At 42.6% G+C, this 21,772-nt stretch carries 14 protein-coding genes; 4 read left to right on the forward strand and 10 right to left on the reverse strand.

Translation table 11 applies throughout. The features are described from left to right. The first annotated feature begins 606 nt into the window (after nucleotides 1-606). Nucleotides 607-3,456, forward strand: a complete 2,850-nt coding sequence (locus HUZ36_RS19375) for a M16 family metallopeptidase (protein ID WP_176033746.1) — start codon at nucleotides 607-609, stop codon at nucleotides 3,454-3,456. A 175-nt stretch (nucleotides 3,457-3,631) separates the two neighbouring features. On the opposite strand, the gene HUZ36_RS19380 is transcribed toward HUZ36_RS19375, so the two are convergent. The 5 genes from HUZ36_RS19380 to HUZ36_RS19395 all read right to left on the reverse strand — a co-directional run bounded on the left by HUZ36_RS19380 (nucleotide 3,632) and on the right by HUZ36_RS19395 (nucleotide 8,161). Continuing rightward, nucleotides 3,632-5,770: a winged helix-turn-helix domain-containing protein gene (locus HUZ36_RS19380; RefSeq protein ID WP_176033747.1), complete on the reverse strand. Its 2,139-nt coding sequence runs from the start codon at nucleotides 5,768-5,770 to the stop codon at nucleotides 3,632-3,634. After that, nucleotides 5,716-5,982 (reverse strand): hypothetical protein, encoded by a 267-nt coding sequence (locus tag HUZ36_RS21820; protein WP_254879600.1) that lies wholly within the window; start codon nucleotides 5,980-5,982, stop codon nucleotides 5,716-5,718. Before HUZ36_RS21820 ends, HUZ36_RS19380 begins: the two co-directional genes overlap by 55 nt. Before the next feature lie 342 nt (nucleotides 5,983-6,324). Further along, nucleotides 6,325-6,867: a 1,2-dihydroxy-3-keto-5-methylthiopentene dioxygenase gene (locus HUZ36_RS19385; protein ID WP_176033748.1), complete on the reverse strand. Its 543-nt coding sequence runs from the start codon at nucleotides 6,865-6,867 to the stop codon at nucleotides 6,325-6,327. Further along, the gene (mtnC, locus tag HUZ36_RS19390) at nucleotides 6,864-7,550 is read right to left on the reverse strand and encodes an acireductone synthase (RefSeq protein ID WP_176033749.1); all 687 of its coding nucleotides are present in this window, start codon (nucleotides 7,548-7,550) and stop codon (nucleotides 6,864-6,866) included. The genes HUZ36_RS19385 and mtnC overlap by 4 nt, the downstream gene beginning before the upstream one ends. Then, nucleotides 7,547-8,161, reverse strand: a complete 615-nt coding sequence (locus HUZ36_RS19395; protein ID WP_125250696.1) for a methylthioribulose 1-phosphate dehydratase — start codon at nucleotides 8,159-8,161, stop codon at nucleotides 7,547-7,549. The genes mtnC and HUZ36_RS19395 overlap by 4 nt, the downstream gene beginning before the upstream one ends. A gap of 70 nt (nucleotides 8,162-8,231) precedes the next feature. On the opposite strand from HUZ36_RS19395, the gene HUZ36_RS19400 reads away from it, so the two are divergent. Continuing rightward, entirely contained in the window at nucleotides 8,232-9,404 is a 1,173-nt protein-coding gene (locus HUZ36_RS19400; RefSeq protein ID WP_176033750.1) for a methionine aminotransferase, read from the forward strand. Beyond that, the gene (locus HUZ36_RS19405; RefSeq protein WP_176033751.1) at nucleotides 9,392-10,162 is read left to right on the forward strand and encodes an amidohydrolase; all 771 of its coding nucleotides are present in this window, start codon (nucleotides 9,392-9,394) and stop codon (nucleotides 10,160-10,162) included. The genes HUZ36_RS19400 and HUZ36_RS19405 overlap by 13 nt, the downstream gene beginning before the upstream one ends. A gap of 78 nt (nucleotides 10,163-10,240) precedes the next feature. On the opposite strand, the gene HUZ36_RS19410 is transcribed toward HUZ36_RS19405, so the two are convergent. From HUZ36_RS19410 to HUZ36_RS19430, 5 genes are all read right to left on the reverse strand, one after another. Further along, the gene (locus tag HUZ36_RS19410; protein WP_125250693.1) at nucleotides 10,241-13,543 is read right to left on the reverse strand and encodes a methyl-accepting chemotaxis protein; all 3,303 of its coding nucleotides are present in this window, start codon (nucleotides 13,541-13,543) and stop codon (nucleotides 10,241-10,243) included. Nucleotides 13,544-13,725: 182 nt separating this feature from the next. After that, a complete protein-coding gene (locus HUZ36_RS19415; RefSeq protein WP_176033752.1) occupies nucleotides 13,726-17,064 on the reverse strand; it encodes an amidohydrolase family protein in 3,339 nt (1,112 codons plus the stop codon). A 138-nt stretch (nucleotides 17,065-17,202) separates the two neighbouring features. Beyond that, nucleotides 17,203-19,362, reverse strand: a complete 2,160-nt coding sequence (locus HUZ36_RS19420) for an ATP-binding protein (RefSeq protein ID WP_128731241.1) — start codon at nucleotides 19,360-19,362, stop codon at nucleotides 17,203-17,205. A 382-nt stretch (nucleotides 19,363-19,744) separates the two neighbouring features. Continuing rightward, complete coding sequence (locus HUZ36_RS19425) at nucleotides 19,745-20,401, reverse strand: helix-turn-helix transcriptional regulator (protein ID WP_125250690.1); 657 nt, start codon at nucleotides 20,399-20,401, stop codon at nucleotides 19,745-19,747. Nucleotides 20,402-20,629: 228 nt separating this feature from the next. Beyond that, nucleotides 20,630-21,001 (reverse strand): histidine triad nucleotide-binding protein, encoded by a 372-nt coding sequence (locus HUZ36_RS19430; RefSeq protein WP_128731240.1) that lies wholly within the window; start codon nucleotides 20,999-21,001, stop codon nucleotides 20,630-20,632. A 161-nt stretch (nucleotides 21,002-21,162) separates the two neighbouring features. Here HUZ36_RS19430 and HUZ36_RS19435 point away from each other — a divergent pair, with 161 nt between their 5' ends. After that, a complete protein-coding gene (locus HUZ36_RS19435) occupies nucleotides 21,163-21,771 on the forward strand; it encodes a DUF2057 family protein (RefSeq protein WP_176033753.1) in 609 nt (202 codons plus the stop codon). Nucleotide 21,772: the final 1 nt, after the last annotated feature.

Below are 21,772 nucleotides of genomic sequence, written 5' to 3' on the forward strand. Positions count from 1 at the left end.
AATAGCAAAATTTTTGCCTAGTTATCGACAAGATTTTCTCGCCTCAAAATAGACCACTTAATTAAGCAAATTGGTATGACTTTAATACTGTATTGAAGTCAGGCTTTTTTTTATGGCCTTATATATATTCGGCTCAGGTTTATGCCAATTTGCCTTAATGCTTGTTCGATTAGACAAAACAAATTTTTGTCTTGCCTACTGGAGGTAGATACCTCGGTGTGAGCAGGGCGCGGAAGCGGTGTTATCGACAAGATTTGCTCTAGACCACTTAATAAAGATAATTGGTATAAACCAAGCTATTGTAACTGCCCACACTTCACGCATTACTAATAGACACTGATTGCTAAAGACTACTTAGCCACTTGCGCTAACATTACACCCGGATACTGCTTGTAAAAGCCTCGAAATAACGAAAAGCCCGTGTGGAATATTTCTATAATAATTTTAAGCTATTGATTATATTGCTAATAAAATAAAAATGAATTCATGATAACTTCATAAGCGACTCACCGATCAGAGATAGTTAATCTTGTCGTCAACAGCAGGGGACAGCCTGCGAGCTCCTCTAAACAGATAAAATAATAAAGTTGATGTAAGGATTTTCTTATGCTTTTAAACAAAGTAGCAATGGCAGTAATTATGGCTGCAACATTAAATGGCTGTAGTCAGTTTCAATCGTCTGAAAGCGAAAAATATGTAGGTGCAGAATTTGTTGAGCAAAAGCATATTGAACGCGGTGATATTGGTATCGCATATGAAAAGTTTGAATTAGAAAATGGCCTAACCGTTATTCTACATGAAGACCACTCTGATCCATTAGTGCATGTTGATGTGACTTATCATGTCGGCTCTGCACGAGAAGAGCTGGGTAAGTCAGGGTTTGCTCATTTATTTGAACACATGATGTTTCAAGGCTCAAAACATGTGGCAGATGAAGAACATATTAAAATGGTGACTGAAGCGGGTGGAAAGCTAAATGCCACAACGAATTTAGATAGAACTAACTACTTCCAAACCGTCCCTGTAAATCAGTTGGAGAAGATGCTGTGGTTAGAGTCAGACCGTATGGGGTTTTTTGCTCAAGGTATTACTCAAGAAAAGTTTGAAGTTCAGCGTGCTGCGGTAAAAAATGAACGCATGATGCGTTATGACAATGTGCCTTATGGGCAGGGTACCGAAAAGTCGCATCAAGCTCTGTATGGCTATGGGCATCCTTATTCTTGGATGCCAATTGGATATATGTCGGATCTAAATAGAGCTGATGCCAACGATTTAAAAGCCTTCTTTAAACGTTGGTATGGCCCAAATAACGCGACACTAACGATTGGTGGAGCAATTAGTCGCGATGACGTGTTGCCATTGGTACAAAAATACTTTGGTTCAATACCACGAGGCGAGGCCGTGACCAGCGCTGCAAAACAGCCTGGTACATTGAGTGAAACTCGTTTTGTGTCGTACGAAGATAATGTGTCACTGCCAATGATCAGAAAAACTTATCCGACGGCCTATATGGGGCACCAAGATGAAGCCGCATTAGATGCGCTAGGTTATTTTATTGGCCAAGGTGAGAGTTCGATGCTGCGTCAGAAATTAGTTGATACTCAGCAAGCTGTTCATGCAAGCTCTACGCATAAGTGTTTTGAATTATCTTGTCAGATGATTATTATCGCACTGCCACACCCTGTAAGTGGTAAAACGTTGATGGCGCTAAACCAAGATATTGAAACCTTAGTGAGTGACTACATTGAAAATGACCTGACTCAAAATGACATTGAGCTATTTATTACCAAACGAGAAGCAGAAATTGTTAGGGCGCTGCAAAGTGTGCAAGGTAAAGTGTCAATGCTTGCCGAATTTGAGACTTTCTATAACAGTCCTGACTACTTGCGTCAGCAGCTAGCGAGTATCAGAGCGCTGAAAGTAGATGATATTAAGCGAGTATATGCTCAATATGTTGCTAACAAACCGCATACTGTGCTCAGCATTGTACCTAAAGGTAAGCCGGAGGCAGTGGCGCAACCGGACAACTATACACCAACATTTTTCGAACCAGCAGGCACTGAAACGGCAAAAGCTGAGGTAGAGTTACCTATTATCGTAGATACTTTTGACCGCAGTATAAAGCCTACCTCTGGTGCTGCAAAAACGATTACGTTACCCAAGCTTTGGAAAACAAAAACGATGAATGGTATTGAAGTGTTAGGTGCAGAAGATGCTGAAACGCCTACTACAACCTTACTATTGCAAATTCCAGCAGGTCGCTTATATGACCCAGAGCAATTACCAGGTGTTGCATTATTAACGGTGGAAATGCTAACAGAAGCCACAACTCAACATACAAAATCAGAACTCGCTCAGCAGTTAGCTAAACTCGGTGCGGAAATATCATTTGATGCTAAGCCTGAGCATATTGAAATTGAGGTGTCGACTTTAACGAAGAATTTAACGCAAACATTAGCGGTGTTGGCTGAGAAGTTATTGCAGCCTAAATTTGCTGAATCAGATTTTGATCGAGTGAAAGGCCTTGTCATGGAGTACAGTAAAACAGAGCGAGATAGTGCTGACTTTTTAGCGGATAGTGCATTAAATGAAGTGATGTATGCAAAAGGAAACTACAGTAAACCTTGGTTACCTACTGTTGACGAGCTTGCAAAGCTAGAGCTTACCGATATTAAATCCTATTACGCCAAGCAAGTTCGCCCGCAAGGTAGTAAATTGTCGGTAGTATCTGATATGGCACAGCCTAAACTCATTGCGGCATTGGAAGGTGCACTATCTAAGTGGCAGGGTAAAGGTGAGCTTACTATGGTTGAGGCAACACCTGCGCAGTTAGACAGCAATACGATTTACCTTGTACACAAAGAAAATGCACCTCAGGCGCAGATCAGGGTGGCAACGCATACTGTGGCTGCAGACTTATCAGGTGAGCATTTTAAAAGTCAAATTATGAACTTTGCATTCTCAAATAGTTTTAACAGCCGTATTACGCAAAACTTGCGAGAAGATAAAGGCTTCACCTATGGTATCCGTGGCACCTTCTCAGGAAATCGAGACACAGGACATTATGTGATTTCTTCAGGAATTAATGCTGAAAATGTGGCAGATGCACTAAACGAGATTCAACATGAATTAAAATTGGTTAGTACATCGGGACTGACAGACAAAGAAGTGGAGTTTACAAAAAATGCCATTGCCCAGCGAGATGCACTGAAATATGAAACACCAGCTGCGAAATTAAGTTTCTTTGCGATGATGCACGCACATAATGTTGATTCAAGTATTGTAGAAACACAGGCTAACATTATCGAAAAGGTGACTAAAAAAGAACTAAACCAATTAGCTGCTAAGCACCTTGCACCAACAAATATGACTTACATTGTAGTGGGGGATGCGCCTTCATTGACAACGCAACTAGAGGCTAAGGGCTTTAAAGTTAAAACATTAACCGTTCAATAAGTTAACCAAATTGATCCCAACCGTGGCGGGCACTCTGTGCTCGCCATTTTTTTAACTCGACTTTTGACAAATAAGCGCATATCCAAGTTGTATTTTCGCTAGTTACTAGGAGGATGGCAAACACGTGGTAACTGAGTACCAATACGATGCCATCTATTATTTGTGCTGGCATGCCCTAGCGTTGATATAACTTAATTTCATTATGGTATCGAGAGATGTAAGAAATCAGCAGTTTGTTACCATGTGCATCTAAATAGTAGATGCTAGAGTCGGCATTGACAACGGACTTTATATCCAGAACGGTTTCAAGGGTGTTATCGTCATTAAGCTTAAATACAGACTGTCGATTATAAAGGTATATATCACCGTTAGCTGCCGTTATCATGGGTCTGACCTTTTCACCTTTCAAGTTATGGTGCAGGGCTTCACCCGATATTAATGGGGTGACTTCGGTGGTTACAACGTTCAATAGTGCGATGTCTCGATTGCTTGATAGCGTGACAAGCTGGGTATCGTCATACCAGTCAATACCGACAATATTGCGAGCAGGAAGAGTTGTGCTCTTTTGATCTCTGATAGAGATCACTTCAATTATTTTATCATCCGTTATTTCATGGGCGCGCAGCTGAGCCACTCGATTATTGTGTAAGCGGGTGTCGCCATTTTTTTCGTTATCTGGCATCGTATATAGTATATCGAGCGAGCCTAAAGCTCTTACTTGGGCGACTTTATTCACTGTCTGCTTAACCAATATTTGCTGCTCGGCAGGATCGGAGTCAATGATTGAATATCCAGCACTCAGCTGTGTGATAGGGCTATATCTATGATGTTGGTCGATTCGCATTACAGTATATGACTCGGTGTCCTTAAAGACCGAATCTGTGTAGGCAAACTCTCCTTCTCCAAGGTAGGCCATAATCACTTCGTAGATCTTGGGTTTAGCAAAAGTTGTTGACTCGCCCGTTTTTAAATCAATGACATAACTGTCATGATCATAGCCATAAGTGGTCATGAGTAGTTGGCTCTTTGACATAGGCAAAACGTAAGATGTTGGTTCTACTGCTACCCTAACAGGTGGTAGCTCAGTTAAAGTTTGCATTGAATAACGCTTAATTTCGCTGCTGTTATGGTCAAACCACAACACTGTTTTTTGCTTAGGATCCCAATTTGCAGCCCATAACAAATGTGGATATTCAGCTAATTTCAAGGTTTTATGGCCATTGAGTGTGGTGACTAATAGCTCAACCTTATCACCAATGTTACGTGTAAAAATCAACTGTTGTGTGTCGGGGATGATTGCAAGCAGGCGATCACCAAAACCATGATTGCTGGGTGTTGTGATCCGAGTTTCTTGTTGTGTATTAAGGTCATAACGATAAATGGCTCCGAGGCTAGGTATCCCTAAATAACCCCGTCGGCTATACACTATTTGTGCTTGGCCGAAATCAAATATTGCGTTGATAGCGCCGCCAGAGCATGGGAATAAAGCTTGATCGCGGTTAACGGTGTTTGGAGATAGGCGATGTTTGCGATATTCGCATACCGGTTGCTCTGAGTCGCGCTCGGCTTGGTGTAGATAATAAATCCAATTACTGTCAGCGGACCACCCTAAAATGGAACTGTTTGTCGGTATGCTTAGCGCCTTCTCATGTTGGGTAGTGAGATCCATCAGTCTTATCTCTCCTAGTGTATTCGCTTCATTGGTCGCGGATTTAAAGCTATAAGCGAGGTAGCGCTGATCTGGAGAGTTGTATAATTTGCCATGATGGCCTCGATACCACGAGAGTATTTGATTGTTAAATGTTGCAGCTAGCGGTGGCTGATGGTTACGCTCAGTAGTTTGACGGGGCATTTCTACATACAGGGTGATGGCAATAGCTGCCAAGACAAAACAGGTAAATGCAATAAGATAATATTTATAAGGCTTTGATGCTTTGCTTTTTTTGCAAACAGCTGTCTCTGCTTCAGGGGGCAACTCCGCTGCATCTGCTAGCGGTACAGTAAAGCTATAGCCTTTTCGGTAGTGCGTTTTAATCACTGGTTTTGGTTGCAGATCAGAAGTCAGCTGCTTTCTTAGCTCGAATATGACACGGTTAATTGTATTATCATCAACAAAGCTAAGATGCCATACGTTTTGCGCAAGCTCTTGGCGAGTAATGATCCGGTTTTGATTTTGAATAAAATACATCAGTGCTTTGAAAAGTAATGGTTCTAGCTCTTTACTTTCTTGGGCATTACTGATGGTTTGCGTGGCTGTATTCAGTTGCCAGCATCCAATATCAATATAGTTCGGGTGTGTTGTTTCGAGATCCATGAAAATACCAAATTAGTGACCAGTAATATCAATTTGTTTGGGGTCTGTTGACCTTTGCTGTTTGATTTTTGTTCCTCTGAGTGTGTCTTGTTCACTGCGCTCGACTTGCCGCCAAGTAATCTGAGTAAAAGTTGGGCAACAATGAACAACACGCACTCAGGTAAATCCAAAACGCTGAGCTCTATTAGCACTTCTGCTGCGTTGCTCAACATAGGAGTAGGGTAAGGTGACTTTGTAGTAGCACATAGTCTTTATCGCCTGATTTACATAGACACACTATGCTACGTAGGCGCTACCTTGTATAAATACCACTCAAACTATTGCAACAACAAACTTGAAAGGTACACAGATCCTAATGCCGATATTATCAAAGATTTTAAAATAATATTCAGCAGTTATTACTTATATCTTTGGGAATTAACCGCTGCAAGAGTTGGTTACGGTTAAAAAAGCAGTGATATTGTTGAGGTAAGTACTTTAGTGGTTGGGGTTTAATGTAAGGAAGCAATCTAGACTCAGCAGTTGCTTCCTTGCTCCGAGTTTTCAGTTTGGGATCAATCAAGTAGTGGAAATTGTTTTGCAATCTCAGAGCCGGTACTGCTTGCTACCCATCCCTCTTGATTATTGAATAGGCGAATTGCCGTAAACTCTGGATCACTGCCCATATCGAACCAGTGTGGTGTGTTTTCTGGCACTGAGATAAGGTCGCCCTGCTGGCACAGTACTTGGTATACCTTGTTGTTTAAGTGTAGGCAAAATAACCCTTGTCCTTTAACAAAAAAGCGCACTTCGTCTTCACTATGAGTATGCTCAAAAAGAAACTTTTGTCGTAACTCTGGGGCGCTTGGGTTGCCCCTTGCAAGTGAAATGACGTCAACAGTTTGATAGCCACCCTGAGCCTTTAGCCTTTCAACATCGTGTTGATAGGCATCAATAATCTCGGTTTGCGACATGTCCGAGTGGATGTCTTTTGTGGCCTGCCACTGTTCAAAGCGCACGCCTTGCTCTGCAAGTAAAGATGCGATTGTGTTTGCATCCTGCACTTGCTGTAGCGCTTGATTTGGGTTGTTTGCGGAGAAAATGGTGAGTTGACTCATGAAAATGCCCCTTCATCAAAATGATCAAAATTTGATATGACTGGATGCTCTGCTGATGTTGATTGAGCATCTCTAAATAGCTGCAACGTCTTCATACCTGCTGCCTTTGCAGCATCCAGTTCTGCGACAATATCGCTTAAAAAGAGAATATGCTCTGCCTCGTACGGCAAGATGGCAATAATGTTCAGATATGCTGAAATTTCCTGCTTAGCGCCCACTTTAGTATCAAAATAATCGCTGAAAAGTGCACGGATGTCACCGTAGTCAGAGTGTGCAAAAAGGAGCTGTTGGGCTTTTACTGAGCCTGAGGAGTATACATATAAGCTTCGGCCATTAGCTTTTTGTTGGGTCAAAAACTGGTAGGCGTCTTCATACAGGTGTCCGGTAAAGTCACCATTTTTATAACCAAACTGCCAAACAAGACCTTGTAGTTGTTTTAATGGCGTGATTTTCTTATCAGCAGCAATCCATTCAAGTAGTGCTGTGATCACGGTATCAATATCGGCGTTAGCATTATCCAACTCCGCTCTTACAGCACTAATTTGCTCGGCAACGTCGGCGTCGTGTTGATGGTCGCGAATAAATTGTGGTAAATGCGCCGTGGCATACGGGAATAGTATCTCTTTGACAAAAGAGATGCGGGTAATGGTTCCTTCGATATCCGTTAGTATTGCTTTGATCATTGGCGCCCCTCCAATTTTATGCGTTCTAGTTCGCAGGCAAACAAAAATTCTAGGCCTTCAATATGACGGCGGGCTTCTTGTACTGATTGTCCAACTGCATACAATCCATGCCCTCGTATTAATACACCATGTCTTATCGGTGTAGTCTGATGACGTTGAGCCACGTGTTGTGCCAGTCGCTCGATGTCCTGGTCGTTGTCAAAAATAGCAATAGATAAGGTTTCTTCATGCGATTGAATACCGGACAGTGACTTTTGCATTTCATAACCGCAGATCTGTAGTTGCTCGCCTTTTATGTAGCGTGATAATACTGTTGCAGCGACTGAGTGAGTATGCAGAATACACTGTGCGTGGTCGCATAGTGCATATAACTTAAGGTGCAAAGCCGTCTCGGCGGAAGGTTTACCACTGCCCGCAACTATGGCACCCTCAGAGTTTAATTCTAAAAATTGTTCAGGGGTTAATTTGCCTTTATCAAAGCCGCTGGCCGTGACAACAAAGCCAGAGTCTGTTTTGATAGAAAAATTACCACCAGTCGCGGGAACCCAGCCTTGCTGAGCAACCCAAGCTCCTGCTTCGATAAGCGCGAGTTTTGCGGCTTGTGTGTGCATATCTTACACCTATAAATTAAATGTGTTTGGACGGCTATACATCTATTTTGAGCAATGATAGCATCCACTCATGATTAGCACCATAAGAAAGAGAGTGTCGCCAGTGAAAAGTAAGTTACCTGAAGTCGGGATCAGTATATTTAGCCAAATGACGGCATTAGCTAATGAGCATGGTGCAATTAACTTATCTCAGGGCTTTCCTGAGTTTGATGCACCTGATTATCTGAAGTCACAGCTGAATCAATATGTTCATGCAGGTCAGAACCAATATGCGCCTTCGGCTGGAATACCAAACCTGCAGGCGCAAGTCGCAGCATTAATTGCACGTCGTTATCAGGTGAATGTGTCAGGGCAAGAGCAAGTCACGGTGACGTCAGGGGCGACTGAGGCATTGTTTGTGGCTATTCAGGCTATTGTATCAAAAGGAGATGAAGTCATCGTATTTGACCCAGCTTATGACTCTTATGAGCCTGCGATAGAACTTGCTGGAGGTAAAGCAGTACACATTGCGTTAACTGCGCCGAATTACCAAATTGATTGGCAGCAAGTCGCCGCAAGTATCACTGACAAGACTCGCGCTATTATTATTAACACTCCTCATAACCCTTCCGCAAAAACCCTAAAAAGCGACGATTTAGCACAGTTGAAGCAATTACTAGAGCAGCATGACCTCCTACTTATTAGTGATGAGGTATATGAGCACATCACGTTTGATGGCTTTGCTCACCGAAGTGTGCTGTCGGATCCTGAGCTATTTGCACGTGCCTTTGTGGTTTCCAGCTTTGGTAAAACGTTCCACAGCACAGGCTGGAAAATGGGCTACTGTGTGGCGCCAAAACAGATGGCTATGGAGTTTAGAAAGATCCACCAGTATGTAACGTTTTCGAGCTTTACTCCAGCACAGCTTGCGCTAGCAGACATGTTAGCTGAGCAGCCTGAACATGTTGATGAATTAAGTGCATTTTACCAACACAAGCGAGACGTGCTCGTTAACGCATTGGCATCGAGTCGATTTGAGTTGTTACCAAGTGAAGGTACTTATTTCTTATTGTTGGACTACAGTGCCATTTCTGAACTTGATGATGTTGCATTTTGTCGCTATTTGGTGACCGAGGTGGGGGTTGCAGCTGTACCTCTTAGTGTGTTCTATCAGCAAGCGCCTAAAGACAAAGTGATTAGATTATGCTTTGCTAAGGAAAACCAGACATTAGAAGAGGCTGCAAAACGTTTATGTCAACTTTAACCGTTTCTCTTGTTCAAACAGATATCCAATGGCTGTCGCCAGAAGCTAACTTTGCCCAGATAGAACAGTTACTCGAAGGTCTGGAGGACAGTGATTTAATCTTGCTACCAGAAACGTTTGCTACTGGGTTTGCGGTAAAAGAGCAGGGTGTTGAGCATCATGCTGAAGCAGCCATCGCGTTTTTACAGCAGTGTGCTCAGCGTTTTCAGGCTGTGGTGGCTGCTAGTATATTGATTCCGCATGAAGAGAAAAAAGCCAATCGTATGGTGTGGTGCCAGCCAAATGGAGAGATATGCCACTATGACAAAAGGCACTTATTCTGTTTAGGCAATGAGGGGGATTTTGTGGTGGCTGGGAAGTGCCGTGAAGTGTTCGAATTAAACGGAGTTAAATTTTTACCGCAGATCTGCTATGACTTGCGTTTTCCTGTTTTTCAACGCAACCACAATGATTATGACGTGATGATTAATATCGCGAATTGGCCCGCAGCACGGCGCTCGCACTGGGATACTTTGCTCGCAGCTAGAGCTATTGAAAATCAATGCTTTGTTCTGGCAGTAAATCGAGTCGGTCAGGACGGTTATGGGACTGAGCATGATGGCGGTACCAAGGTTATTGATTTTAATGGTAATACTCTTGACTCTGTTGCTGATGAAAGGTCTGGGATTATTACTGTTCTGATCGATACAAACAAACTAGCCGAATACAAAAGCCGCTTTCCAGCGTATCTGGATGCCGACGCATTTGCTTTGACGTAATGCTGCCACTGGTTTAAAGCAAAGCGAAGATCAGACGCTTCACCCAGCCATGCTGGGTGAATTCGTCACAAACTGCTACTATGAGGCATTGTATTGGTGCACCAATAGCTCTCCATCCTCACGCTCTGCACGGTATTCATCTTTTGATAGGTGGAAGTAGCTCAATTGTGTACGCATTTCATGGGCTTGTTCAGCCATTTGCCGAGCCGCAGCCATGGTTTCTTCCGTTATCGCTGAATTTTCTTGAATAAGGTCAGTTAATCGCTGAACCACTAAATCAACCTCTTTTATGGCCTGCTGCTGCATCGAAGTCGACTCATTAATCTTAATGATATTATGATTAACATCACTCACTGCGCCTACTATTTGCTCCAGTTTTTCTCCTGAATCGTTGGCAAGCTCTGTGCCTTGCTCTACTTTTTGGTTGCTGTTGGCAATGATTTCTTTTATCTGTTTTGCCGATGCTGCACTTCTACCAGCCAATTCTCTCACTTCATTTGCGACAACAGCAAACCCTCTGCCATTTTCACCTGCACGAGCCGCTTCTACCGCAGCATTTAATGCAAGTAAGTTGGTTTGAAATGCTAAGCCATCAATAACAGAAACAATTTCATTGATGTCTTTACTGGCTTTATTTACTTCGTTGATTGCTGCGACGGTTTGAGACGACAGGCTACCACCTTCTTTTGCAATATTTTCTGCATTTCTTGCAAGGGTTACGGCATCTCCAGATTGATTCGAAACTTTTGTCAGTTCGTCTAACATATTGCCTGTACTGGCGCTCGCCTCCTCTAAGTTTGCGGCTTGCTCTTCGGTACGTTGACTAATCTCTGTATTGCTTGCCGCTATCTCACCTGCACTTTGGGCAACATAATTGGCTGCGGTTTGGATCCCTTCAATTACGCTCGTCAGCTTCTGTATAGTGGTATTCGTATCGTGTTGCAATGCGGCAAACACACCAAGATAATCTCCCTCGACTTTATTGCTTAAGTCTCCCTTAGCAATATTGGCCAACACGCTGCTCACCTCGGTAATTGCATCAGAGATTTGTTGTGTTGAGTCATTTACGTCGTCCTTAAGCTGCTGCAATTGCCCTTGTAGCGGTAGCGCTATTTTTTGGCTAAAGTCACCTTCAGACATCGCTCCCATCACGCTACCCAACTCTTCGACTACTTGATTGAGGTTATTTACAGAGCGGTTTATGTCGGTTTTCAGGTTGTCTAGTTGACCAGACATTCCAGACTGAATCGTTCTGTCGAAGCGGCCATGACTGATGGCCATCATTACGGTCGATATTTCAGATATAGCGACATCGACAGAGGTAATTGAGGCGTTAATGTCATCTTTGAGCTGCGCAAGCTGTCCTGTCGCTGCCACATTCACTTGTCGCTTAAAATCACCATTACTGACCCCTGCCATCACGGTGCCTATCTCTTTCATCACCTTGTCTAAGTTTGCCATGCTGGAGTTGATATCTTGTTTGAGCGTATCGAGTTGCCCTGCTAAAGGTGCATCTAGCTGAACTGAAAAGTCGCCTTGTTTCATTGCTGACATGATATTACTTATCCCGTCAATTGCGCTGCTTAAACTCTGTACCGAGTTGTTCACTGCATCCTTAAGCTGCGCTAATTTTCCTTTTGCCGGAACTGTCACTTTTTCTTTAAAGTTACCTTGTTCAATATTTGTCATTACATGGACAATTCCGCTCATGGTTGAGTTAATGGATGAGAGGGAGTCGTTGATATTATGTTTGAGCTTTTCCAAATCACCAGACATGGGGACGCTTAGCTTGGTATCGAAGCGACCCTGCGCCATATCAATAGAAATGTCATTGAGTTCTGAGATTGCGCGGTTTAATGTATTGGCGCAGTGATTCGTTGCTTCTTTGAGAGTTTCTAATTCGCCTCGGCATGGCACTTTAATTCGGTCGTCAAATTTACCAGAAGCCATTTGGTTCATCACACGATTAGCCTCTGTAATGGAGAGTTGTAACGCATCTAGCAAAGAATTAAACGCCTGTGCACTTAACCCTATTTCATCAACACTATGAACTGGGGCTCGAAGAGAAAAGTTACCTTCTTGCTCGACAGATTTCATCGTATCAACCAGCTCACGAACAGGTTTGGTAAGTGTTTTGGAAAACCAGTATGCGACAAACAGCACTAGAATTATCGTGATGGCGAGTATGAGTGTAAGATATTGAGACAGCGAAGTGATTGAAGAAAAGGCTTCTGTTTCATCGATTTCGGCAAGTAATGCCCAGCGTGTATTAAATATATCAACGGGCGTGAAGGCAGAGAGTACCTTTTCGCCATTGTAGTCTTCAATGATTTGCTGTCCAGACTGATTTTTCAATGCTTGTGAAACGGCAACAGTGTCGACTTTTCCTCGCTCTGGATAGCGAAAAGAATTGACCACTGAATGATGCTCTGGATCTAAAAAAGAGTCGGAGCGCATCAGCCCTTCAGGGCCTACTAAGTAAGTTTCGCCACTGTCACCTAGACCTTCACGCTCAGTCATGATGGCGTTAATTGCATCAATGGATAGTTGAATCGCTATAATCGCAACGATTTGACCATCCATTACTATAGGTTTACCGATAAAGCTAGCTGGGGCGTTATAGGAAGGTAAATACTGGCTGTAATCAGCAAAAGCGCTGACGCTCGGGTCTGTTACTTGTTTCAACTCTTGGTATAGAGTAGCTAAGTTGCTGTTTGAGTAAGGCCCAGTTTCAAGAGAGGTCGCAAAGTCCACTTCCTTAAATACAGAATAAACAATGTTGCCACTATTAGGGTCAATAATGAAAATGTCATAAAATTCATTGATCTCAGCAACGTTCAGTAAGTAGGGATGATAGCTACGGTGGGCTAGGTCATAGTCGTCCAAGTGACCTGTTTCGATAAATTTATGCTTTTCACCAATCGGGTAGGGGTTATCTGCTAAATATCTAGTTTGCAATGCGAGCCCGGTGCCTGAGAGGTTGTCTATCAAGTTTGTGGTAGCAATACCAGAGGAGTTGCTTTGGTTAAATTTAGGAACAAATACGTCGTCATAGAAACGGCTCAATTTCGTGCTATTTTGACCGCTCTCCTGAGCTGTAAAGCTGGTTACAAATTCCTGCGCCATAATGGGGATCAAAGGATTTGCAGTAAACGCATCGAGTTTATTCTCAACAGTATCAAAGTAGCGTAAGACTGCGCTTTTTTTTATTTCACTAACTGCACCAAGTTGCGAGTATATCTGTGCTGTCATCGCATTCGATGCCGAGTTCAGGGCAATAGAAATAATCACGATTAGTGGCACCAGCGCAACAACTAAGAAAGCAAAGATGAGTTTCTTAGTTAGATTAAGCGAGCGAAAGAATTGTGAAAATCCAGACATAACCTAATTCCCTGTTGTGATAGAGGTATCTATAACAGCATAGAACAGTATTGGTTAAGATCTAGGCAAAATATAAAAAAGCCCAGTGAGTAAATCACCGGGCTGTTCTAGGTATCAAATAACCAGAGCGCTAAACAATAAGTAGGCTCATTTTTTATTCAAACCGCTAACCAAATAGGGCGTTAGTGTTTCCAGTGATAAGTATGCGCTTTTTCTTCCATATACTCGGCAGTGGCAGGGTGCATCTGTGTTTGTGAGCCACTTTCAAAGAAGAAAGGTTGGCGCTGCTTGTCATAGTTACCGACTTCGTTCATGGTAGCAGCATCATAGATACGGCCATTGATTACGGTATAGGCGACTTTTTCTGAGTCACGAATGTTTGACAGCACGTCACCATCAATAATCGCTAAGTCTGCCAATTTACCTTGCTCAATGGTGCCAAGGTCATGATCCATACCAAGGTATCTTGCGCCGTCAATGGTACCACTTCTCAGTGCCTGCCACGGTGTGAAGCCCCCTTGTGCCATAGACCATAGTTCCCAGTGTGCAGCTAAGCCCTCTCTTTGACCGTGAGCACCTATGTGTACAGTCACCCCTTTGTCGCGGAGTTGCTTGGCTGTTTTGGCAACATTGATATGATTATAATGGCGCTCCGGTGCCTTTCCTGAACGGATAGCTCTTGGTTTGACAATATATTCAGGCACAAAACTCATTAGGCGTTCGTTTTCCCAAACATTGGTATGCTCATACCAATATTCCTCACCTGAGATACCGCCATAGGCAACAACAAATGTTGGTGTAAAGCCAACGTTTGTTTGCCCCCACATTTGTTCAATATCAGAGTAAATATTAGGAACCGGTAACGCGTGCTCGACACCAGTATGACCATCCACAATCATGTTCATATTGTGCTGGAACTTGGAGCCGCCCTCAGGTACTACCATGATTTCCATGTTTTTTGCAGCTTCTAACACTTGTTGGCGAGTTTCGCGGCGAGGGTGGTTATAGCTTTTAACAGAGATAGCACCGGCATCTTTTAAGCGTTTAACATGAAACTGTGCATCTTCTAAATTGCTAATTGGTGTTTTGTAGCCTGGTGCATGTCCAGCATACAAAATACGACCAACGGAATAGGTTCGAGGTGCCACGGTTAAACCAGCTCGTTGCAACTCTGCCATAGAGAATACTTCTGACGAGTCATTTGAGGGGTCATGGATAGTTGTTACGCCAAAACTTAAGTTGGAGTATTGGTTCCAGTTCTGTTGAGGCTGTAAATTACGACTTCCATAACTGCCATGTGCGTGCGCATCAATTAAGCCAGGGATAACCGTTTTACCACTGATATCCATAACCTTTGCTGTGCTAGGGAGCTCTACCTCGCTGCGTTTACCAACGGCCACAATGCGGTTTTCTTTGATTAAAACCACCCCATCTTCGATGACCTCTTGCTCTTTTTCGGCATTACGCATGGTAACTACTTTACCACCTACTAGCGCAAGTATACCCTCAGGCTTATCTGCTGGATGCGTAAAACTTAAATCAATCCCCTCTGCGGTGAGCTCATCTAGCTGATTTGAAGCACCATCAATAAATGCAAATGTGTCAGTAAGCTTACGATGGTAAAGTGTCGGGCCGAATGCCCAAGTTAGTGCGCTGCTATCAGCTTTCCAGTTTAAGAAATCGCCGGAATACTTTGATACTTGCTTTACCGGGAAAGCCTTTTCACCTTTATTAATTGATAAGGTTTTACCTGTACTAGTGAATGGCGCAACGAATGTATTGAAGTGCTCGATAAATGCAACGTAGTTACCGTCGGGTGACACTTTAAAGTCAAAGACATAATCTCCTTTAAAGTGGCTGCGCATTTCTTGGCCATTTAAATTAACACTTTTTAATTCTCTATGAGTTTCATCACTCATCATCGAAAAATAAATACGCTCAGGATCAGCACCAAAGTGAGGGTTGTCACCATGCTTGGTAACGAGCTTAGCTTCACCGCCAGATGTGTCAACTAGGTAGATCCCTGGGTGCATTGACCAATCACCATTGAGTAAGTAGCCCCCAGTGACTTTTTTAAATAGTACTTGTTTGCCATTCGCAGAGAAGCTTGCTGAGATATAGTGTCCTGGCTCTTGAGTGATCACTTTACCTTTACCACCGGTTGCAGAAACGACTCTTACGTCACCAAGCGCTTTATCATTCCAAGTTGTGTATACGATTGATTTACCATCGCGTGAATAACTTGGGTAGAACTCAAAGTGATCGGTTTGTTTGGTTAGACGCTTAATCTCACCTGACTCAATATCTTTCAGATAAAGATAACCAAGCGCTTGAAAAAGGACGGTCTCACCATCTGGAGAGAGTTGTGACCAGCGAGCAAGCTTAACTTTGAAAGTATCTGGTGCAACATCGACAGCAAAGCGAAGTGCTGGAGTCATTTGTTTTTCAGCAATGACTCTGGTTGGGATCACTTGTGCTTCTTTTGAGTCAATATCTACACGGTGGAATACACCTTTAGCCCAAAATACCAGAGACTTGCCATCAGGTGTGTAGGCAAATGAAGGGGTATTACCGTGTGCGCCATTGGCTTCTTGCAAGTCACGATCGAGCCCTGAGTAAATACGCGTTTCAATACCTGAATGCAAATTCTTTGTATAAAGTGCGCTGACCATTTCATCGCCATTGTCTTCTCGTTTTACAAAAGCGATTGAATTACCATCAGGGCTGACGGTTGGGCGAATCGCACCACCGGCACCGCTAATCACGGTTTCTTCTTCACCTGTCGCTAAGTCCCAGCTGCGGATCTCAAAAACAGGTTTAAGTGCATTTTTATTGTATTCCCAACGCACTCCCGATGTTGCATCTACCGAGTAATAGATTTTTTTACCATCGTTAGAAAAGGTTGGCTCAGCAACGTTCTTCTGTGATTTAGCGCCATGCAAGCGCTCGCGTACTAACACGCCTTTACCACCGCTAATATGATACATGCGGATTGAACCACCGGGGATAGTTCGGCCCGTTACTTGACCTTGTTTTACCGCAATGTACTGGCCATCTGGCGACCATGCTGGGTTGTGAACAATATTGTTCACTTCTGTAGATACTTGACGTAGATTTTGACCATCAACATCCATTACCCATAAATTGTCGCCACCGGCACGGTCGGAGATAAACGCTATCTTTTTGCCATCAGGTGAGAATTTTGGTTGGATGTTCCAGCCAATATCTGCGGTGAGCGCAGTGGCCTTTCCACCGCTTATGGGCATGATATACAGATCGCCAAGCATATCAAAAACAATATGTTTACCATCTGGACTCACATCCAGATTACTCCATGTTGTTTCATTGGTATCAATGGTAATCGTTTGTTTATCACCAGGAGGGTTAAGTACGTCCCAGCCTTTTGTTGATTTTTCTTCGGTAGGTGTCGCGGCAGCTTTATCATCAGCGATAGTTGGCTGGCTAAACCCGATAACAGCAGCACTAATCGCTGCGGCTATTGGCGACTTAAAAAAAGACATAGATGTTCCCTTTATTTTATCGTTTTTGTTTAAGACAAGTCAGCCACTGACTTGTCTTAGTACATAGTGGTTTATATCGATTGGCATTTAGCATGAACAAGTTTATGGGGGATGTCGAATAACATGCGGTTAATGGTGTCATCCCATCGTTTCTTTACGCACAAAATGCAGATATGCGGCCAGACTTTCTTGCCATAGCGTCATAGCGTCGGTGAGTTCGTCATGGCAAGACTTACCGTCTAGTAGTCGGCGCTCAGCTTTTTTTAAGTTCGCGCCATAGCGATTAAAGCCTAGTTGCAAAGCGGTACTTGCTTGACGATGAAGTAGTCTGATGCACTGTTCTTCATCATGTTCTAACAATTGTTGAATATGAATAAGCTTATTGCGAGCAGAGAGGACAAACTCATTATAAATAGAGGATACTTCATCTTCACTAAAGCCTGACTGTAACGCATTCACGGCAGTTTCATCGTACAGTACGTCTGGGAGTTCAACACTGATTGCTGCTTTTTTGGGGGATTGAGATTCACTGATAGCCTGACGAAGTTTTTCTTGTTTAATTGGCTTACCCACAATGTCTCGGATCCCAAGTGCGAGATACTCTTTGACCTCATCCGGACTTAAACTGGCTGTAAACGCTAAAAATGGAGTACGTTTATTTTTGTGCTCACAGCTTTTGAGTTGTTTTAAGACATCTTGACCTGAGAGATCAGGTAAATTCATATCCAGTAACACGACATCAAAATGGTACTGCACTAGCATATCAATAGCGCTGCGGCCATCAGTGGCAAGCTTCACTTTGTGTTCATCCTCAGCCATAAACTCGATTGCAATTTTTTGATTAAGTTCTAAATCTTCGACCAATAAAATAGTTAGACCGGTAATGCAGTTTTCGTGCTGAGGACGTTGCTCTACCAAACTAAGCTCCCCAATATTTAGAAGTAAATCGAAACTAAATTGACTGCCCTTGTTGAGTTCACTTTGAATACTCAATTGTGAGCCAAGGCGGTTTAGTAACCGGCTTGTAATGGCAAGGCCAAGACCGGTGCCTCCTTTTATTTTACCAGCACTGCTTTGGACATAAGGCTCGGTGAGTTTACTAATGTCTTCCTTTTCAATACCAGGCCCTGAATCTATGATACTAAAGCGAACCTTGTGTTCAATCTGTTGGTCTTTTAGGATCTCAACTTTGAGTTTCACTTCTCCTTTGTCGGTAAATTTGATGGCGTTACCAACAAGGTTGATGAGGATTTGCCGTAATTTTTGCTGATCGAAGTAATAACAAACTTGATCAGGTAGCTCATATACTAATTCAAAATGCAGCTTTTTTTGCTCTGCTAAAGGGCTGAGTAACAAGCAAAGGTTTTGTAACCAGCTTCTAAGTTCCACATCCTCCTCGTAGAGTGCTTCATCGCTTTGCTCTAAGCTGGCATAGTCCAGCACCTTATCAATAAGTAGGTTTAAAGATTCCGCTGAATTTACGATGGCTTCGCAATAGGCTTTATTGCGATTGTCTTTTGTTCTGCCAAGCACGAGTTGTGCGCTGCCCAATATACCATTGAGCGGCGTTCTAATTTCATGACTAATAGTTGATAAGAACATGCCTCTAAGTTCAAGATCTTGCTGCGCTTTGAGTGCCAACTTATTGAGGTTTTTCTCTCTTTGCTCATTACACAGCAATGCCATTCCCGTGGCATAAAAAATGGGAGCAAGTACCCCGTTGAAGAAAATGGTAATACTGAACCAGTTTTCTTTAAACAAAGAAAAGTGAGTCACCTCTCCCATCAGCAGCGATCTACCAGTAAAGATGAACAAGATGATAATCAATATAGTGATATAGACTATGCTCCCATTCGGATATTTTGTGCGCGCAAAGCGAGTAAAAAAATAGAGCAGTAAGACTGCTTCTACTAGATGTTGTAAATCGGATATCAGGATCCGATTTCGCAAGTTTGGGTCGATAAGGCTGTTATAAAGCAATAAAAGAAAGAGCACTGCGGTAAACCCCAGAAACACTTTGAACGCATGACCTTGTACTTCCAAAAACTGCTTGATAGCCATACAGTGGATAATGGATGCTGCGAAAAGGAGGGTGTTGGCAATCGGAATTGTTTGCCAGTTTTCAAAGTATCCGTGTAATGCAAAAGAAGAAATTGCTGCAAGTAATACCAATGGGTAGAAGATATATAGTAGCGTACCTGGTGTGCTTTTATTTGCTCGCCATGTCAAAAAAGTGAGAAGCGCCATCATGGCCGTCATCACGATACTTGTGAGGTAGAGTGTTTTTGGGTCGAGCATGTACCTAAAATTGCTTTTGATAATGATAAAAACTTAGCATAGAGGTATTCATTGAGGCAGTAAAGTAATGAAGCACTGAGATCAGAAAGGCAGTGCCTCAAGGGGGACGCTATTGCGCGATAGCCATTGACTTAACCTGAGCCGCGGATAATTAATGTCTTTCTAGCAGCCCGTTTTAGCGCTAACTGCGTAAATTCGCCTGCCTACAGGATGTAGGTACCTTAGCGAGAGCTGGACGCGGGAGCGGTGTTTTCCCTAAAACTTGCTGGCTAGACAAGGAAAAACTAAGTTGTGCTTTAGCAACAATGAGTTGGAACATTCCTTATCCAAACCTCAGGTTAATTAATCAAATATATTGTACTGGATTTGACGAAATCTATCGTTAACGTATTTCGTCCGGGATATTTTGCTGAGCCCAAGATAATAACTCAATGCGGTTACGGCATTTAGTTTTACGAAATGCACTATATAAGTGTGTTTTTACAGTATGAGGACTGATGTTTAACTCTTCAGCAATTTCTTTGTTTTTCGCGCCTTTACTCATTAACGCAATAATCGCTTTCTCTCGCTTCGTAAGTTTGATTGGCTCTATATCGCCTTCTGTAAGCTTATGTAGAGCATCCTTATTAAATTGCAGCATGCGATTTAAAACATTACACATTACGTCGCGGCGATACCAAAGTTGATCTTCGAGTAAAAGTCGGATCCCTTTCATTAGCACATCGGCATTATCAGTGGTGTAAAATACACCTCGAATACCACTGAGTAGCGCGCGGTTCGCTAATTCAGGGTTTTCATCTAAGTTAAACAGCACGATGTCACATTTTACCTTGAGATTGACAAGTTGTTCTTTTAGTTTTCCCCAAGAATCATTCACTGCGGTTTCAATGAAAAGTAATCTTGTGCCTTCAGGCACTTCTGAGATATCAGTTCCTGTTGTTACATCCAGTCCCTGAGTTTTTAACAATGGCTGTAACACATTGATACCAATGGTGTTAACAGGCTCTTTATCTAATAACAAAAAAGCAGTACTGCTCATTTTGGACACACTCTAATTTTTTCCAATTTATCAATGCTAACATGGGATTCAGACCTTTTGTATTAGAATTTTTAGTACAAGATAGATAAATCCGCTATATACGAAAGTGAAATAATGGATCAAAAATATGTGCAGAATATGTATCAGAATGTAATTTGTTGAAATAAGTAAGTTTTTAATAATGTTGATTAATAACTTACTTATTTACATAAATTAACATGGAATAATTTAGGCTAATCCTTTCTTCGTATCTTGGTAAGGAGGCCAACCCATTTCTTTTCCTGCTAAAACATGCAGATGAAGGTGATACACCGTTTGTCCACCATGTTCATTACAGTTCATTACGACTCGATAACCGTCTTCGGCAAAGCCATGCTCTTGCGCTAGCTTTGCAGCTACCACGTATAAGTGTCCGATGAGGTGTGAGTTTTCTTCCGTTACATCGTTAATGGTTGCGATAGCTGTTTTTGGGATAACCAAAACATGAAATGGGGCTTGCGGGTTAATATCTCTAAATGCCAATGCCTTTTCATCTTCATATACGATGTCAGCAGGTATTTCTCGGTTAATAATTTTGGTGAAAATGGTTTCTGAACTCATCGTTCTTCCTTAATTAGTGAATGATATGCCTAGCATAACCAACTATTGTAGATACTCAATAGTATATTGAGTACATAGAAAAAGGCTGGAGATATATCTGACTATGCAGTAACCTCAATTAAGATAACTGGTATTAAACCCATAAACGAAGGAGTGAATAGATGCGTTTAAAATCTACACTTGTAACAGCGGGACTGTTCTTATCATCATTCTCCCACGCTGCATTACTCAGCTTTCCCGAAGAAATTATTCCATTGCAGGTGAATGATAAAACCATCGAGCACTCTTTTTTTTCGAAAGTCAGAGAGCTAGATTTAGCAAGTGGTGAATATGCAGTGAAAATGCGTTATACCGACCTGTATGAGGTGGGCTATGACGACCACGAAACCGTTGAATCTAAGCCATTTTGGGCAACAATCAGTATCGATACAGATGGGCAATATGATGTGAAATTTAATCGTCCTGACAATGTGGTCGCAGCAAAAGCGTTTGCCGCCCAGCCATTGATTATGTTGCAAGCGCCTAATGAATCGTTAGCCACAACCTTGGTGGTTACTCAAAAAAGGCCTAGAGTAGTGAGTGCGATAGCAAGCCAATCAGCAGAAGTGACTGCGCCACGTTACTCGACACCTAGTAATCCCACACAGCCTGCCGCGCCAGCAGCACCTAAATCAGCTCATCCAGATGTAGTTGGCATGTTGGATTATTGGTGGCAGCAAGCTACACCTGAACAAAAGCAGCTGTTTTTGGAAAAAATAAAGGGCAATTAAT

It is taken from the genome of Pseudoalteromonas sp. McH1-7 (assembly GCF_013366255.1).
Taxonomy (GTDB): domain Bacteria; phylum Pseudomonadota; class Gammaproteobacteria; order Enterobacterales; family Alteromonadaceae; genus Pseudoalteromonas; species Pseudoalteromonas peptidolytica.

Bases quoted from the DNA above. Each gene is read 5' to 3' on its own strand.
- HUZ36_RS19375 (WP_176033746.1), top strand. From the start codon at position 607: ATGCTTTTAAACAAAGTAGCAATGGCAGTAATTATGGCTGCAACATTA.
- HUZ36_RS19380 (WP_176033747.1), bottom strand. From the start codon at position 5,770: ATGGATCTCGAAACAACACACCCGAACTATATTGATATTGGATGCTGG.
- HUZ36_RS21820 (WP_254879600.1), bottom strand. From the start codon at position 5,982: ATGTTGAGCAACGCAGCAGAAGTGCTAATAGAGCTCAGCGTTTTGGAT.
- HUZ36_RS19385 (WP_176033748.1), bottom strand. From the start codon at position 6,867: ATGAGTCAACTCACCATTTTCTCCGCAAACAACCCAAATCAAGCGCTA.
- mtnC (WP_176033749.1), bottom strand. From the start codon at position 7,550: ATGATCAAAGCAATACTAACGGATATCGAAGGAACCATTACCCGCATC.
- HUZ36_RS19395 (WP_125250696.1), bottom strand. From the start codon at position 8,161: ATGCACACACAAGCCGCAAAACTCGCGCTTATCGAAGCAGGAGCTTGG.
- HUZ36_RS19400 (WP_176033750.1), top strand. From the start codon at position 8,232: ATGATTAGCACCATAAGAAAGAGAGTGTCGCCAGTGAAAAGTAAGTTA.
- HUZ36_RS19405 (WP_176033751.1), top strand. From the start codon at position 9,392: ATGTCAACTTTAACCGTTTCTCTTGTTCAAACAGATATCCAATGGCTG.
- HUZ36_RS19410 (WP_125250693.1), bottom strand. From the start codon at position 13,543: ATGTCTGGATTTTCACAATTCTTTCGCTCGCTTAATCTAACTAAGAAA.
- HUZ36_RS19415 (WP_176033752.1), bottom strand. From the start codon at position 17,064: ATGTCTTTTTTTAAGTCGCCAATAGCCGCAGCGATTAGTGCTGCTGTT.
- HUZ36_RS19420 (WP_128731241.1), bottom strand. From the start codon at position 19,362: ATGCTCGACCCAAAAACACTCTACCTCACAAGTATCGTGATGACGGCC.
- HUZ36_RS19425 (WP_125250690.1), bottom strand. From the start codon at position 20,401: ATGAGCAGTACTGCTTTTTTGTTATTAGATAAAGAGCCTGTTAACACC.
- HUZ36_RS19430 (WP_128731240.1), bottom strand. From the start codon at position 21,001: ATGAGTTCAGAAACCATTTTCACCAAAATTATTAACCGAGAAATACCT.
- HUZ36_RS19435 (WP_176033753.1), top strand. From the start codon at position 21,163: ATGCGTTTAAAATCTACACTTGTAACAGCGGGACTGTTCTTATCATCA.